This window comes from Ruminococcus sp. 1001136sp1_2201st1_G3_2201SCRN_220225 (assembly GCF_040924365.1).
GTDB classification, from domain to species: Bacteria; Bacillota; Clostridia; order Lachnospirales; family Lachnospiraceae; genus Blautia_A; species Blautia_A faecis.
Map to the genome: position 1 here is coordinate 1 of NZ_JBCOME010000008.1, position 16,140 is coordinate 16,140.

8 protein-coding genes are annotated in these 16,140 nt (G+C 41.0%); all 8 read left to right on the forward strand.

The annotated features are described in order from the left end of the window. The first annotated feature begins 546 nt into the window (after positions 1–546). On the forward strand, positions 547–3,564 hold the full coding sequence (locus AB5642_RS04370) for a leucine-rich repeat protein (RefSeq protein WP_368371476.1): 3,018 nt from the start codon (positions 547–549) through the stop codon (positions 3,562–3,564). Between the two features lie 232 nt (positions 3,565–3,796). Next, positions 3,797–4,390, forward strand: coding sequence for a tyrosine-type recombinase/integrase (locus AB5642_RS04375; protein WP_173717809.1), 594 nt, complete (start codon positions 3,797–3,799; stop codon positions 4,388–4,390). 473 nt (positions 4,391–4,863) lie between these two features. After that, positions 4,864–5,814, forward strand: a complete 951-nt coding sequence (locus AB5642_RS04380; protein ID WP_202017067.1) for a PD-(D/E)XK nuclease family transposase — start codon at positions 4,864–4,866, stop codon at positions 5,812–5,814. A gap of 107 nt (positions 5,815–5,921) precedes the next feature. After that, on the forward strand, positions 5,922–6,377 hold the full coding sequence (locus AB5642_RS04385; RefSeq protein WP_118584190.1) for a hypothetical protein: 456 nt from the start codon (positions 5,922–5,924) through the stop codon (positions 6,375–6,377). Positions 6,378–6,445: 68 nt separating this feature from the next. Beyond that, a complete protein-coding gene (locus AB5642_RS04390; RefSeq protein WP_173717810.1) occupies positions 6,446–6,631 on the forward strand; it encodes a hypothetical protein in 186 nt (61 codons plus the stop codon). 289 nt (positions 6,632–6,920) lie between these two features. Continuing rightward, positions 6,921–7,094: a hypothetical protein gene (locus tag AB5642_RS04395; protein WP_173717811.1), complete on the forward strand. Its 174-nt coding sequence runs from the start codon at positions 6,921–6,923 to the stop codon at positions 7,092–7,094. Positions 7,095–7,222: 128 nt separating this feature from the next. After that, a complete protein-coding gene (locus tag AB5642_RS04400; protein ID WP_237925606.1) occupies positions 7,223–7,429 on the forward strand; it encodes a phosphatase PAP2 family protein in 207 nt (68 codons plus the stop codon). 288 nt (positions 7,430–7,717) lie between these two features. After that, complete coding sequence (locus AB5642_RS04405; RefSeq protein ID WP_195391649.1) at positions 7,718–16,096, forward strand: InlB B-repeat-containing protein; 8,379 nt, start codon at positions 7,718–7,720, stop codon at positions 16,094–16,096. Positions 16,097–16,140 lie beyond the last annotated feature (44 nt).

A 16,140-nucleotide genomic window follows, 5' to 3' on the forward strand; every position in this document is an offset into this window, starting at 1 on the left:
CTTTATAATCTTATTACACAGCCAAAGGTAAAACCAGTCTATCAGGAATTGGGAGAACGTATTCTCTCCAATACACCCATGCTGGTAATTTCTTCCCTCTGGAAAGGTGTCATAAAGCAAGAAGTATATGATGACCAGAAACTGGTATATGAAGCATTGCTGGCAGATTATCTGATGTATTCAGACTCCGTCGATTCCAAAGAATTCGATACTTCGCAATACGAACGGGCCAATTCCTATCTGATAGATATCTTTAAAGAAGTATCTTCCTATTATACCGAAAAGGGTATTTATAATTGGAAGCCGGAAGATATTATGGATCTGGATGTAAATGAAGCACAAGGACTGTTCAAATCTGTTGAATCAATGAGCGAAGCTGTTTCCATAGTAGGTGATACCTGTTCCAATACAAAAGAACTGATCAAACTGTTAATAAAAGTGAATGCCTTTAAAAATGCTTCTAATGAGAGAATCCTTCTAATCCGCAAAGCCCGGGAAGCCGGTTCTTCTAACACAAGCTTTACAAAGGCATGTGATGAAATTCTGGTGGAACTTGGTCAACAGACGATTGATCTGGATTATCTGATAAGCAAAGGTGCATCAATGGCCTGGAAGGAATCCACAAAGAAACTGATCGGTAAATTAAGTGAAAAGAATCCAATTCTGGAAGCTTTAAAATACGGCTCCGGTGCAATGGACATTTTATTTAATACTTCCGATATTAATTCAGATAATCTGAAATTGTCCCTGCTTTATACCATGGACTGTTATTTTAGAACAGCTCTATCTAATGCTTCGGCATCATATGCCACAGCAAAAGATTCAGAATGTGCAGTCACACTGGTTAGCTGCTTCCAGGGATATACCACATTTCAGATATATGCCAATAATGTTGCGAAATCATACATCTCCGGTGTTACCTCTGGTGGCGCTTTAAATAACCTTTATGCGGACATTTTTTACCGGGAAGGGGTACAAAACGCAAAAGAATGGCAGGCTCTCTGTGACCAGCAGAATAGAATGCGCCGGAGTGTGCTGGAGATGCTGGCTAAATTCTACCAGGTTTATCATAACCTTTTCATAAATGATGAATACGTGGACGCACTGGAAGATCAAGTTACAGTGACGCCAAGACCTACACCAGCGCCTCTGGTGCCGGAGAATTATAAGATTACGGTACCGGAGAGTAAAAATCCGGTGAAAGTTAACTACTTCAATGGAAATTCTTCTGTTTCTACAGCATTGTTTGAAGATGGAACTGTGGTGGCTTATGGGCAGGGTGTGTTATATAAAGATGGATCTGTAATTGAATATCATGGAACAGAAATTAAGAAACTTATAGTAAATGAAGGAGTTACAGGTATTGGTGGTTCACTTTGCTATAATCTGCCATATTTGAAGAGCGTATTCCTTCCCGAAAGTGTTACTAAAATCGGATACAGGTGTTTTAAGGAATGTACTTCATTGCAGGAAGTAACACTTCCATCTAATTTGCAAACAATTGAATCTTACACTTTTGAAAATTGCTATTCATTACAGAAAGTAACAATGCCATCTAATTTAAATCTAATTAGTGATGGCACTTTCGAAAATTGTAAGAATTTAAAAGAAATTCTTTTGCCAGATACATTAAGTTCTATTGGTGAGAATGCATTTAAAGGATGCAGCGTACTTAAAGCAATCAATATTCCTGGAAATGTAAAAGAAATTGGGGATTCAGCATTTGAGGAATGTGTCAGCTTAGATGAAATAACAATTCCCCATTCTATAGTCCTTGGGAAAGGTGTTTTTTGCAGTTGTACCGCTTTAAAAACAGTTATCTTTGAAGCTGATCCTGAATTAAGCAAAATTCCAAATTATGCATTTGAGAATTGTATCAGTCTGACATCAGTAACGTTTTCTGATAATACTTCAGATATTGGAAACAATGCATTTTCTGGATGTGTTAGTTTGTCAGAAATAACTTTACCCAAAGAGCTTATTGAGCTCGGAATGGAAGCATTTAAAGAATGCACAAGTTTAAAAAATGTTCACTTTACTAATACCCAACCCTGCAGAATAGGGGAAGCAGCATTCCAGTATTGTAGCAGCTTGGAAAGTATCAATATTGTAGGAGATATTGGAGCTGATGCATTTAATAGTTGCACAAATTTAAAAACTGCTCATATATCCGATGGATATATTTGGGGTAGAGCTTTTAAAGATTGTATTAACCTAACTGAGATAACTTTACCTGAGAATCTTGGTTGGATTGATGAAGAAGTGTTCAGTGGCTGCACCAGTCTAAAAAATATTAGCCTGGATGGTTATTTATTTGAAATACGAAAAAAAGCGTTTTATAACTGTTCGAGTTTGCGTGAAATTATACTTCCACACACCTTTTATGCATTGGAAAATGAAGCATTTGTCGGTTGTTCAAATCTGGAATCCATAACCTTTTTATATGATGAACAAAATGCAGCACGGGATGAATGGCCGTTTATTGATCCTTCCGCAGTTGAAGGATGTGTAAACTTAAAAACTATTTATGGTTACAATGGCTGGGGACTGGATTATGACGCAAAAAAAATAGGTGCTGAATTTATTGCACTTGACAAAACACCAGATGTTATCCCATCTTTTTCCATAGAACTAGGAAAATATTCTGAAACTGATGCTGTAAAAATTTTCTGGAAAAAATGCCCTGATGTATCTGGGTATGAGATGGAGATTAGTAGCTCATCATATTTTTCGCAGTGGGCAGGTACATCTGTATACCGAAAACTTGATAATACTCAAGATTTCACTTACTGGTTTGAGGCCGAACCAGACTGTACGTATTATGTACGCATGAGAGCATATAACCATTATGTAGAAACCAGCTACGGTGAATGGTCTCAGCCCCAATCATTTATCATTACACGCGACAAATTGACGCCGACCATTACGCCATCGCCCACAGCAACGCCAGCTCCAACTGATACACCAAAGCCAACTGCTGTGCCAAAACCGACCACTGCGCCAAAACCAACCACAATCCCAACGCCATCCAAGGCTCCATCACCACAAGCACCATCATCAAAGCCAACTATGAAGGTAAATATGTCCAGCCTTGTTTTAAAAACCAGACAACGTAGCAGTGCCCTGAAAGTAACTGGTTTGGCGCCTGGCGATTTCGTAAAATCCTGGAAATCGGGGAACACAAAAATCGTCACGGTAACCGGAAATCCAAATGGAACCTGTAAGTTAAAAGCAGGTACAAAAAGTGGAAAAACCACGCTCACAATTACACTAAACAGTGGCCTCACCAAAAAAATACCTGTCCGTGTCCAGAAAACGACCGTTCGGACGCAGAAAATTACAGGCATCCCGAAAAAGCTTGTTTTGAAGGTGAAAAAGAAAGCCACCTTAAAACCTGTGATTCTTCCGTTAACAAGTACCGAAAAAATCACCTACAAGAGCAGCAACAAAAAAGTAGCAACCGTATCCGCAAAGGGGGTAATTGCTGCAAAGAAGAAAGGAACTGCCACCATTACAGTGAAATCAGGAAAGAAATCCGTGAAGTGCAAGGTTACCGTGAAGTAACAGCTTTGAAACGTATTATTTAAAATTTATGGGAGGCAGTACAGTTTTGTACTGTCTCCCTACTATAATAGCAAACACAAAAAAATTGTACGCGCTATGAACAGCACTTTGCAAATCAAGTCTTACACATAGAAAAAAATTGAGCAGTGGCTGGAGGAACAGGAGACTTGAATATTTTTTTTGAACGTGTTAATATGCTGATGTACTTAAAATCTGGCCTGGAAAATATATTATGGGTTACAGCGATAAAGCAAAAAAATATAAAGTTTCGGAATGGTTTGATGAATGGATGAAACTTTATAAAATTGGACGCATTAAGACGAATACAGTCCGAGGATATGTAGACGGCTTTGAAAGAGCAACCGACTTTATTGGATCTGTAAGGCTGTGCATAGGAGAAATTTCAGCACTTTTGTGGTCTGATATTGATTTTGAAAAGCATCGTATTCGTGTCTGTAAAACTTTAAATGAGACGACGGTATTTTATGATGATAGTAAGAACCGCCTGGAGGAAACATACTCAAAGAAGCAGATTACTACGCCGAATCGGGAACCACATTTGTTTAGTGTACATCCACATAAGTTTCGGCATACTTTTGTCACGAGAATGAATCAATCTGGTATGTCACCATTTACCGTTCGCAAGATTGTAGGTCACGCACATGTTAACATGACGGAATATTATACACACTTGGAACAGGAGTATATTTCAGATGAATTTAATAAATTCTCCGAGAAATATGAAGAGGAAAAAGTTCCGGCTATACCAGAAAAAAATAACAAAGGAAAATTATGGAAAATAACACTGATAATAAAAAAATACTAAAAGGTGGTCAAAAAGTGGTCAAAACAGTTTGGAAGATGCCACAAACCCGCATAAAACAAGGGCTTCCGCAGATACTATTAAGATGTCACCCATATGGGAATGGTGATTTGTTTCGCTATTAAAATGTCCGTTAAATGCGATCTTTTAAGGCTTTTCGAAGGTGCTAGGAGATTTTTATGAGTAGCATTAAATGGCGGTTCATGGCATGGGATTATTGCAAAAACCGTGCAGTAAGCTGTGCAGTAAAACAACCAGAAAAAATTTTTTAATAGATCATATCTCAAGTACAATATGCTTTATTATAAAGTAAGACCGAACCAAGTATAATTGATTATGCAGGGTTCGGTCTGTTTCATTTGGGCTGTGATAATACAAGATCACGTATATAAATTAGCAGTTGTTACAAATGCCGAATTAGAGTATAATATAACTATATTCGGAAAAGGATTTTTGAATATACCCGAAAAGGAGTAATGCCAGTGAATACAGAAACGAAGAATGCAATTCTCATAACTGATAAAGATGCACAGTATGATGAGAGAGCGAAAAGACTGCTTGGTCAGAAAAGCATTCTGGCACATATACTGGTAAAAACAGTAGATGAATTCATGGGAATGAATCCAAAAGATGTAATATCTTACATTGAAGGAGAGCCATTTATTAATACTGTTCCGGTTGAACCTGGGCTTACGAATACTGTTGTTGAAAAAGATAGTCAGCGAGTCGTAGGTTTTAATTCTGAAAACCAGGAGATTCATGAAGGAACTATAAGGTTTGATATTATCTTTTATGTACGGATGAGAGATGGATTATCACAGATTATTGTGAACGTGGAAGCACAAAAGGATGAGCCTGAGAAATATGAGATTTTAAACCGAGCTATCTTTTATGTGAGTCGCATGATTTCTTCACAGAAAGAAAAAGATTTTTCAAATTCAAATTATAATGATATCAAACGTGTTTATTCCATCTGGGTGTGTATGAACATGCCGGAAAATAGTTTGGAGCATATTCATCTGGTAAAGGATAGTCTTGTCAATTCGCATGCCTGGAAGGGAAAGTTGGATCTGATTAATATTGTCATGATCGGACTGGCAGAAGAGCTTCCTGAACATGAAGAAAAATACGAGTTACATAGATTACTTGGAGCATTGTTATCCCAGAATCTGTCTGTAAATGAAAAATTGAATATCATCGGAAACGAATATGATATTCCAATGGAAGAAGACTTCAGAGAGGATGTGAGTGTTATGTGTAATTTAAGTCAGAAAATTAAAGAAACTGGAATTGAGATTGGTAAAAAAGAAATGATTGTAAAAATGCACAGCAAGGGTTATACAATCGCTCAGATCGCCGATGTAGCGGGAATGGAAGAAAAACGGATTGAAGAAATTATTAAAAATGAGGAATTGCTACCAGCATAATGTTGTGTGAAGGAAAAGTCATTCAAATGGATGTTCATTTGAATGGCTTTTTATCAATTCCCAGATAAAAGGAGAACAGCTTTTCCTTGAACAAAAGGAGATTATAAATGCGTGAATTAGTAGCGACTCTGGCAGGCGTAATTGTTGGCTGGATTTTCAATGAGATTACGATGTTTTTTCGTGAAAGACCAAAGCTTACTTTTAAAATGGTTTCTACACCAGAAACGGAACTGATAGATAAAGAATACCGTACTAAAACAAGTTTATCAGAACATGGAATTGAAATTTATAATACAGGTAAAAATCCATTTATACTAGAGAGCTTTGAATTGTGCTATAAAAACAAATTGCTTGTAGATTGTCACATAGTAGAAAATGCCAAGGTTCTTATGCCCTCTGAAAGTTTCACATATACACTTATGGAACAAGAGGCAGATGCTCTACAACACCATTGCAATCAAGAAAAATTTGAAACTTGTGATGTGACAGCCTATAGTGTGGAAGGTAAGAAAATAAAAACAAAATTATGGGTTCCATTGTTTTATATTAGGGCTGGCAGATAAAATGCAATATCATCGGAAACGAATATGATATTCCAATGGAATAAGACTTTAGAGAGGATGTGAGTGTTATGTGTAATTTAAGTCAGAAAATTAAAGAAACTGGAATTGAGACAGGAATTGAGATTGGTAAAAAAGAAATGATTGTAAAAATGCACAGCAAGGGTTATACAATCGCTCAGATCGCTGATGTAGCGGGAATGGAAGAAAAACAGATTGAAGAAATTATTAAAAATGCGGACTTGCTGCCAGCATAAATGAAGAAGTTGTCGCCATCTGGTTGGATAAATATCTGATCGGATGGCAATTTTATTATAGAAATTCAACTATTTCCCTATATCGATACAGAAATCATTTTATATCATCAAACCCTGCAAATCTAAAGTGGTAATCACATTTCAATTCCATTTCTTTTATAAATCGAGAAAATCTTAAAAAAATCGCAATTTATTTTCAAATTTTTACACTTTTCGTCGAAAATTTTTATTATTTATAAGTAGGAGAGTAAAGAACCACTCCATATTATGAAAACGGAGGGATAAAAGAATGTGGGTATTTTGGCTTGTGTTCTTCGTTCTGATGGCAGTGGTGATTACGCTTATGTATTGCTGCCTTATCAGAGCTAGTGTGGTGGACGACGAAATGGAGAAGGCGTTTCAACAAAAGATGAAATTACGAAAGGATGAGGCAGAAAAATGTCAAGAGGACGAGCAGGAGTAATATCGAAAGAATACAAAGGGGAAGAGAATACAGAATTTCATGACATCATAAAACTTTTTAAGATTTACCGAGTAGTAAACTGGCAAATGCAGATTAAGATCAATCAGGTAAGTGTCATGCTTTCGCTTATGTATCAGGCAAATCATAGGAGTTCGAATTACTGGTTACGAAAAGAAACTAATATTTTTTCTGTTCTTTTTTCCTTGTTTATGATATGTGGAAGATTATTATATGGTGTACACTGGTGTACAGATATCATCGGAGGTGTTCTATTGAGCTTCGGATTGTTTGGAATATATCGGGGAGCCACTTTACTTTGCTGTAGGAATCAGTGACAGATTGGAGAAAAAACGGGTAGAGAAACATATGCAATAGCAGTAGGGGTGCTGTTTCTGATAATAAAAAGAATCATCCTTTGTATCGTGTGAAAAACGAATAAAGTTTTATAAAAAGGGATTGTTCAGAGTGAACATTCCTTTTTCTATTGGAAATTTGCCATAAATTGTCAAATAACAGTTGCTTAAAGGTGCCAAATAATATATAATTGACTATAATCAATAGTTGAAATATCATTGTAATTACAAGAAAAGGCAAAAGCATTGCCAAAAGGGAGGAGGAAATGTATGAAGCATTTCAGAAAAACAATTGCACTCTTTCTGGTGGTAGTTATGCTGACAATCACAATGGGAAGTACTGTGCTTGCAGGAAATGAAAATCAGGGATTTTCGGATCAGGCAGAAACGACCGTGGATAGCAGGTTTCTGGATGGAATTGATACAGCTGGTTACGATTACGTGATCACATCCCAGGAACAGGCCGATGAACTAAGGGTGTCGGATGATTCCAAATCCATTTTGGTTGCATGTGGGTCGGTTTATCTTTCCGGCATCACAGCAGGAACCATCACAATCCGCAATACAACAAAGATCCAGCTATCTAATGTTACTGCGAAAGCACTGGACATCAGCCAGGGTACTGCGATCAGCTTCACTGGTGTGAAAGCAGACCAGCTGTTGATAGCCGGGGAAAAGACAGAAGAGTCTTCCCTGCAGATTGATTCTGAAACGAATATTTCCAAACTGGAATTAAACGGCGGCCAGGCAGTAACACTGGAAGGAAGCGGAACCATCGGAGGTGTGGAAGTAAAAGAACCGGTAAGTTCCCTGGCGGTTTACGCCACCTGTAAAGTAACAAACCAGTCCGGAAAAGCACTGGAACTGGAAAAACCAGACGGAAGCAGTGAAACCCTTCCAAGTGGTGCAGCAAGCTCTCTGAAACTGGAAACTTACACCGTTACATTTGTAGCTGATGGCAGCGAAGTGGCTGTCCGTCAGACAGTTCCCGGAACTCCGGTGGATGTTACCGGGATCACGCCGGAAAAAGAAGGATACATATTTACTACCTGGTATCAGGATGCAGCCTGCACAGAAGCATATTCCCAGTTTGACTGTGTGAACGGACCTCTGACCTTATATGCAGGATTTACAGATGCTGCTGAAGCTGTGACTGTTACCTTTGAAACGTTTGGTGGTACACCGGCAGCACCTCTTACCTTTGCAAAAGGGGAAACACTTCTTTCCAAACCAGTATCCAGAATTTCTACAAATAAGGAGGGCTATACCTTCGGCGGATGGTGCCGTGATGAAGCGTGTACCGAATTATTTGCATATACAGAGCCGATTCAGGAAGATATGACTCTGTATGCGCTTTTTACTTCCAATGAAGCCATAAGCCAGGAAAAGGATGGAAGCTGTGCGGAGTTAAATGATTTCGACTGGCAGGGAGAGATCCCGCTGATTACAGATACCAAAATGACAGAAGACGAGGTTCTGTCCGCTGTCTCCTTAGAGCCGGGAGCCGGTGATCTGGATCCGATCCTGTCTGTAAAAAAGACACCGAACGGTTTCTCCATTTTCGGTGAATATTACGAAAAAGATGGAAAAAAAGGATTTGAGCCGGGAGCCACATTTACAGTAAGGCTTCCTAAAGAAATTAATTTTGCAGATTATTCCAAAGATGTTCGCTCAGTTACAGTTTCTGTTTATAAAGAGAAGGTGGAGATTGTTGGTTTTTCAGAAGATATCGATTATATTCTCTGGGACCAGGTAATATCCTACACCCCTGCTGTTGAGAAAGAAAATTCAGAAGAAACAGCAGGACAAACAGAAAAAGAAACAACTGAACTCCTTCAGGAGGAAGAAAAGGAAATTCTTTCCCGGCAGGAAGCGGATGAGCCTTCCACAACAACAGAAGAAAATGAAGAACTTCCTTCCGAAGAAAAACCGGAAATTGAAACAGAAGAGGATGTACCGGAAACCGAAACTCCGGCATATGAGCCTGGGGAACTTCTTGTAAATGGGACGCTTAACTATGAGCCCGGGGAAATCGTAGCCTTTTATGACGGCGAAATCGGCCGGGATGAAAAGAGCATGGATTCCTATACCGAAGGCTCTTTTGACGGATATGTGCTTTTTGCTCAGGTTGTGGATGTCCAGAGCGAAGGGGATCAGACAAGGATCTGGTTCGGATATGCCAATCCACAGGATTACCTGGCAGATTTTGATGTAAACACTACAGATGATGTAGATCTGGAGAGCCAGCTGTCCGAAGAAGAACTCCAGGTAGTGGAATCCAAAATCGTCAGCCAGGTAGAGGAAAACGAGGAATTAAAAGCCCAGATGCTGATGGCGGTTATGACTTCTGAGGAAACCCAGAAGATGATCAATGAAAAATACGGGGAAGGAGTTTATTCCCTGGCAGGAATGAATGCCACCCTGAAGCCGGGCAAACCATCCGTAAAGATCTCTGCATCCGGCAGCAATGTAACTGCGACGATCAGCATCTCGGCAAGTGCAGCCATTAAGAACGGTTCGAAGACGATTCTTACCATTTCACCTAAGCTGTCCTTTACCCAGAGCCTGTCCGTACAGACTAATGTAAAAGGTGGAAAATTCTGGATCGATATGTCCGTAACTTTGCGTTCCACATCCAAGATTTCCCTTACGGTTACCGCATCCTCCGGCGGCTCTGTAAAGCTGTTCAATGATGCGAAGAAAACACTTTCCGAGATCGTAAAACCAGAAGGGTTAAAGGATTCCAACGACTACAGCCAGTATGACAAAAATGTTTCCGAACTAATGAAGACAGTTGGTTCCATTGTAAATTCCTCCCTGGTCTACAATGATATTTTCAACGTCGTTCTTTTGAAGCTGCGGTTCTCTTTCTACGGAATCATTACCTTGGGTGTGGATATTGACCTTGTGGGCCAGGTCGGTGTGCTGGCAACCTTTGGCGTGGAAATTGAGGTAAAAAGCGGAGAACGCATTGGATTTGAGTATAAGTTCCTGAAGTTTGAAGGAAGCTCCTATACACAGAAGCTGGAAAGCAGCGTGACCAGCAGTGTTTACCTGATTGGTAAAGTAGGGGCAAGGGTGGGAATCCGTGTTACGATTTCCATTACCTTCTGCGGCTTCATCTCCACCAGCATAGAAGGCAGCGTCTACGCTTACGCAGAATTGTCTGGCTTCTATTATAACACCGCGAATCTGGTAAGCGGTGCAAGCACAGAGCTGGGCGCATTGAAATTTGAGGTCGGTATTGATGTGGTTGTCAAGCTTCAGCTGAAAGTCAAGCTTATCTTTAAGACCAAGAAAAAGAGCTGGACCGTATACAGCGGCAGATGGCCGTTGTGGTCGAAAAGCTATTCCAGCGGTTTTTCCTATATGAACCAGACCACGTTGGCTGACATGTGGAAGGTTGTGTCCAAAAATGCAGACCAAAAAGATTCCTTCGGTTTTTCTTCCATTCCGATGAAAAACTGGGATATGGCGAAAGGCACATGCAAAGAAAGCTTCGTTCTGGCGACCCAGAAGGATGCAGGTATTTCCCTTCAGATCCAGAATCTGAAAGTTGATGGGAAAGCAGTATCGGACAAAGATCCCCTGGCAAAACTCTTTTATGTAGGAAACGGAAAGAACAACACCAGCCCCGGATTTATTTATCTGGATCAGGGCCTAGCGGCAAAATATAACTGTAAAAAGGCAGAACTGGACCTTGTTGTAACTTATACCAACAACAGCAAATCTGCTATCGTGAAAAAGCAGGTCAGCAGGTTCCATCTTAGTAAAAAAATTTATGTTGCAACCACAAACCACACGATAAAAGTCGTGCTCAGGGACTGGTGCGCAGACGAATGGGGACTGGATCCTGCCGGCTGGGACAATGCCCTGGTTTATCAGAACACTTTTACCAGTTATCTAAGTACAGGCCAGAAAACAGCAGAGTGGAAAACCGTCAGCCTGAATTTAAACCAGATCATCCAGAAAGCAAAAGATGCTTATCCGGAACTGGCAGGTATGGAATGTAAGTGGATAAATGGAAGCGGTTCCCTACAATCCGGAATTGGTTCCGTGAAGGACTGTTCACTGGATGCGCAAAATGGAACCTTAAGATATAAAGTTTTTGCGGATGACCAAAATTATGAAACAACTTATTATCTTTATGTGCACAGATTCCCGGGTGAAAGCAGCCAGGTAAATTATCACATAAGCCTGAACGGGAAAGAAGCAGATACCACTTATAAGCTGTGGGTAACTGCTGCGGACGGTACCGTGAAGGAATTTAAGAAGCAGAAGAACGGCAGCTATGACCTCACCATAAACAAACGGGATTTTAACGGGGAACAGCAGGCGGTGATGATGTCCGTAAATAACGAACCGGATCAGAAGACCAGCCTGTCCATAACCGGCAGGGAGAGCCAGAAAGACGTCTACCTGAAACTTGATCTCCGTCAGGTACAGCTTGTCATACAGGCTGGAGACGGAATCAGGACTTTTAAGGCATATCGGAAATCATTTTTTAGAAATGTGCTGATCCGTTCTGAGGAGATCCGTTCCGGAACGAAAGTGGAAATAAGGACTGTGCTGGACCCGGATTACAGTGACCTGGAAGTCGTCAGTACATATGATAACTTTAAATACAGCGTTACTGGTGAGAATAAAATCACCTTTACCATGCCACAGAGAAATATCACGCTGGTTCTTCGGGCCTATAAACGCCATAAGATCACATTTGATTATAATTTAGACGATTACGGGGTTTATAAGACCATTTACTCCACAGAAAAGCAGGATGTAACAGCACCAAAGGATCCGTCTGTGCCTGGTTACGTATTTAAAGGCTGGTATCTGACAGCAGATGGAAGCGGGGAACCGTATGAATTTGACCGTAAGTTAAAAGAAGACAGTACACTTTATGCACAGTGGGAACCATTAGTTTCACCGGAGCAGATACTGGAATCTATAACAGGAGTTTTATCCAATCATTATACGGACTCCCTGGAAAAGTATCTTCCACTGGAAAATACCCCCAAAAAGCTTCAGGCAGAAATCACTGGAAGACTGACAGAAATCCTGGAAAAGGAAAATGTGTATCAGCTGTATGGGAACCGGATTTCTTTCCATGTGGTGCTCTCTGACAAAGTAGAAGAGACAGAAAACCAGTATATCTATACTTACCGGGCAGATATCCTTTATAAAGGTCTGGCTGGAAAAGAATGGGAAGGTACTGCCAAGGGCAGTTTCGTACTGGAAAAAATGAAACCTGAGGTTTCGGTACTGCCACTGGCTGGAAACCTGAAATATCAGGAAAAACTGGCGCTCAGTCCGTTTACGGGAGGCGAAGTGACCTACAAAGAACACAAGGTGACCGGAAGCTTCCGCTGGAATGAACCGGAGCTTGTGCCTGCAGGAGAAGATAACGGAACCGCAAAATACAAAGCGACATTTATACCGGATGGTGACAGCGCAAAGCTTTATACCCCTGTAGAATTTGAATTACCAGTGAAAACACAGATCGGTGTCCGCGTAAGCTGTAAAGCTGACAGCCGAGATTATGAAAAAGGTAATGTTACCACCACCGGAACCTATGAACTGACACGTGCCGGTGACGGTATGAAACTAACGGATCTGGAACTGACAGACGGTATCTTTAAGTTTGAACAGGAAACACCTGGTGAAAACCTAAAAGTTACCTTCAGCGGTTATAAAATCCGGGACGACCAGAACACGGATAACCTGTATGTGCTTCTGGATGAAACAGCTGAGACAACAGCCTCTATTGGAATGGTCACTCCAAAAATCGAGGAAGTTCCGACGACAGCACTGCTGGGTTATGGCAAGACTTTAAGTGACTGTACAATTACAGGCGGAAAGGCAATCTGGAAGGGAGAAATAATAGAAGGTACGTTCAGCTGGAAAACTCCAGAAGCAAAACCAGCCGGAGAAGATAACGGAACTGAAAAGGCAAACTATACAGTTGTATTTACACCTTCTGAAGCCAACATTTATCTTCCGGTAGAATTTGACCTTCCAGTAAGAACACAGATTGGTGTCCGCGTAAGCTGTAAAGCAGACAGCCGTGATTATGAAAAAGGTAATGTTACCACCACCGGAACCTATGAACTGACACGTGCAGGCGATGGTATGAAACTGGAAAATCTGGAACTGACAGACGGTATCTTTAAGTTTGAACAGGAAACACCTGGTGAAAACCTTAAAGTTACCTTCAGCGGTTATAAGATCCGGGAAGACCAAAATGCAGATAACCTGTATGTGCTTCTGGATACTACAGCTGAAACAACAGCAAGTATCCGTGAGCCAGTTCCGGCTGATCAGATTTTGTCCCAGCTGATAGAAATAATTAACGGAGGTTATGAGGATTCCATTGAAAATTATCTGCCAATAGAAAAAATGGAAGAAAAGGTAGAAAACTCCACAGTTTCTGTTATTAACGAAGCATTGGGACAAAATGAATTCCTGAAAGAATACCAGAACCTGATCTCCATTACGGCAAAGATTCAGGAAAAAGGAGAACCTCTGGCGGATGCTTACACATATACCCTGGCCATTGAAGCAGTAGTTACAACCTCGACTGGGAATACCTATACAGAAACCGGAACCTATCAGGCTATAATAAGAAAGCTTACACCGGAGTTAGGAACGAAACCTGAAACAAACATTCTGGAATATCAGAAACCGTTATCTGACTGCGTCCTGAAAGGCGGAAAAGTAACATGGAATGGGCTGGAAGTAACAGGGGAATTCAGCTGGAAGACTCCGGAAGTAAAACCATCTGGAGAAAATAACGGAACCGATAATGCAAATTATACGGTTGTATTTACGCCTTCTGAAGCCAACATTTATCTTCCTGTAGAATTTGACCTTCCAGTAAGAACGCAGATTGGTGTCCGCGTAAGCTGTAAAGCCGACAGCCGTGATTACGAAAAAGGCAATGTTACCACCACCGGAACCTATGAACTGACACGTGCTGGTGACGGTACGAAACTGGAAAATCTGGAACTGACAGACGGTATATTTAAGTTTGAACAGGAAACACCTGGTGAAAACCTGAAAGTTACCTTCAGCGGTTATAAGATCCGGGACGACCAAAACGCAGATAATCTGTATGTGCTTCTGGATACTACAGCCGAAACAACAGCCTCTATCTACTGGATCACGCCAGTGATCGAAACTGTGCCAACCGTAGCACAGGAATTTGAAATCGGTACCAGATTAAAGGATATCCAAAATTCACCAGAAAAGGATCCGGTCTTAACCGATGGAAAAGCTACATACAATCAGAAAGAAATTCCAGGAACCTGGCAATGGCAAAATCCTGAGACAATACTTGACCAGGTGGGTGAAATCCGATACACAATGCTGTTTATTCCAGAAAATACAGCTGGATTTAAAACAATTCAGGCAGAAGTAACCGTATCCACAATAAAAGCAGTGGTGACGCCTCCTGAGATCCCGGAAATGGTCTATAATGGGCAGGAACAGGCTCCGGTTATTCCAGAAACGGAATTCTATAAAACAGTTCAAAATGAAAAGCATTTAGATGCTGGAGAGTACAATGTAACGATGGAACTTAAGAATCCTGCACTGTACAGATGGCCGGAAAGTGAAGAAAAAATTACGATCCTGCCCTATAAGATTCAAAAAGCCAAAGCAGACATTACAGGAACTCCGGACCCGGAAAAACTGACCCTGATTTATGGGCAGATGCTTTCAGATGGATTGACGTCAGAAACAGAACCGGACAGAGCGAAAAAGAAAACTCTGATTGCAAAAGATATGATATCCGGAATCAAGGTGAAGGTCGCAGAGATGGAAACAGCCGGAGAATGGCAGTGGAAGCTTGAAGAATCCGAGAAAAAGCAGCTGACAGTTACTGAAAACGCTTATAAGCTTCAAGCAGTTTTTCAACCTGCTGATGAAAGCGTGGCAAAAAATGTAGAACCGATTGAAGAGATATTTACCGTAAAAGTAAAGAAGGCGGTACCTGCATTGACGTGTAAAGATTTCAGCGGAAAACTATTTAATTCAATAGATAATGAAGGAAATGTGGTTGGAAGTTATCTTTCAAATGCAGAGATTAATGGCTGGGTTGAAGCGAAAAATCCAATTACTGGCGAAACTATTGTGGGAACCTGGAAGGCAACACCTGTTGAGGACAAAGTCATCACTAAAGAGGGTGAAGAATTTGCATATAAGCTTACCTTTACTCCGGAAGATACAGTAAACTATTCAGAAGCTGTTGTTGAAAACTTGATGATTTATATTCATGTCGACTATAAGCCTGTAGTTCCAACGGACGCCCCTGCTCCAACAGAAACTCCAGCTCCGACAGACGCACCTGCTCCAACAGAAGCTCCAGCTCCAACAGAAGCTCTAGCTCCAACAGAAGCTCCAGCTCCGACAGACGCACCAGCTCCAACGGACGCACCAGCTCCGACAGACGCACCAGCTCCGACGGAATCCACAGCTCCAACGGACGCACCAGCTCCGACAGACGCACCAGCTCCGACGGAAGCTCTGGCTCCAACGGACGCACCAGCTCCGACAGACGCACCAGCTCCGACAGACGCACCAGCTCCGACGGAAGCTCTGGCTTCAACGGACGCCCCGGCGCCAACAGAACCTCTGGCTCCGAAAGAATAAATTAGCCACAAAAAACTGACTGATCAATTGAATTTGACAAAAAA

Coding starts and splice junctions, on each gene's coding strand:
- AB5642_RS04380 (WP_202017067.1), top strand. CDS start 4,864: ATGCCAGTGAATACAGAAACGAAGAATGCAATTCTCATAACTGATAAA.
- AB5642_RS04390 (WP_173717810.1), top strand. CDS start 6,446: ATGTGTAATTTAAGTCAGAAAATTAAAGAAACTGGAATTGAGACAGGA.
- AB5642_RS04405 (WP_195391649.1), top strand. CDS start 7,718: ATGAAGCATTTCAGAAAAACAATTGCACTCTTTCTGGTGGTAGTTATG.
- AB5642_RS04400 (WP_237925606.1), top strand. CDS start 7,223: ATGTATCAGGCAAATCATAGGAGTTCGAATTACTGGTTACGAAAAGAA.
- AB5642_RS04395 (WP_173717811.1), top strand. CDS start 6,921: ATGTGGGTATTTTGGCTTGTGTTCTTCGTTCTGATGGCAGTGGTGATT.
- AB5642_RS04385 (WP_118584190.1), top strand. CDS start 5,922: ATGCGTGAATTAGTAGCGACTCTGGCAGGCGTAATTGTTGGCTGGATT.
- AB5642_RS04375 (WP_173717809.1), top strand. CDS start 3,797: ATGGGTTACAGCGATAAAGCAAAAAAATATAAAGTTTCGGAATGGTTT.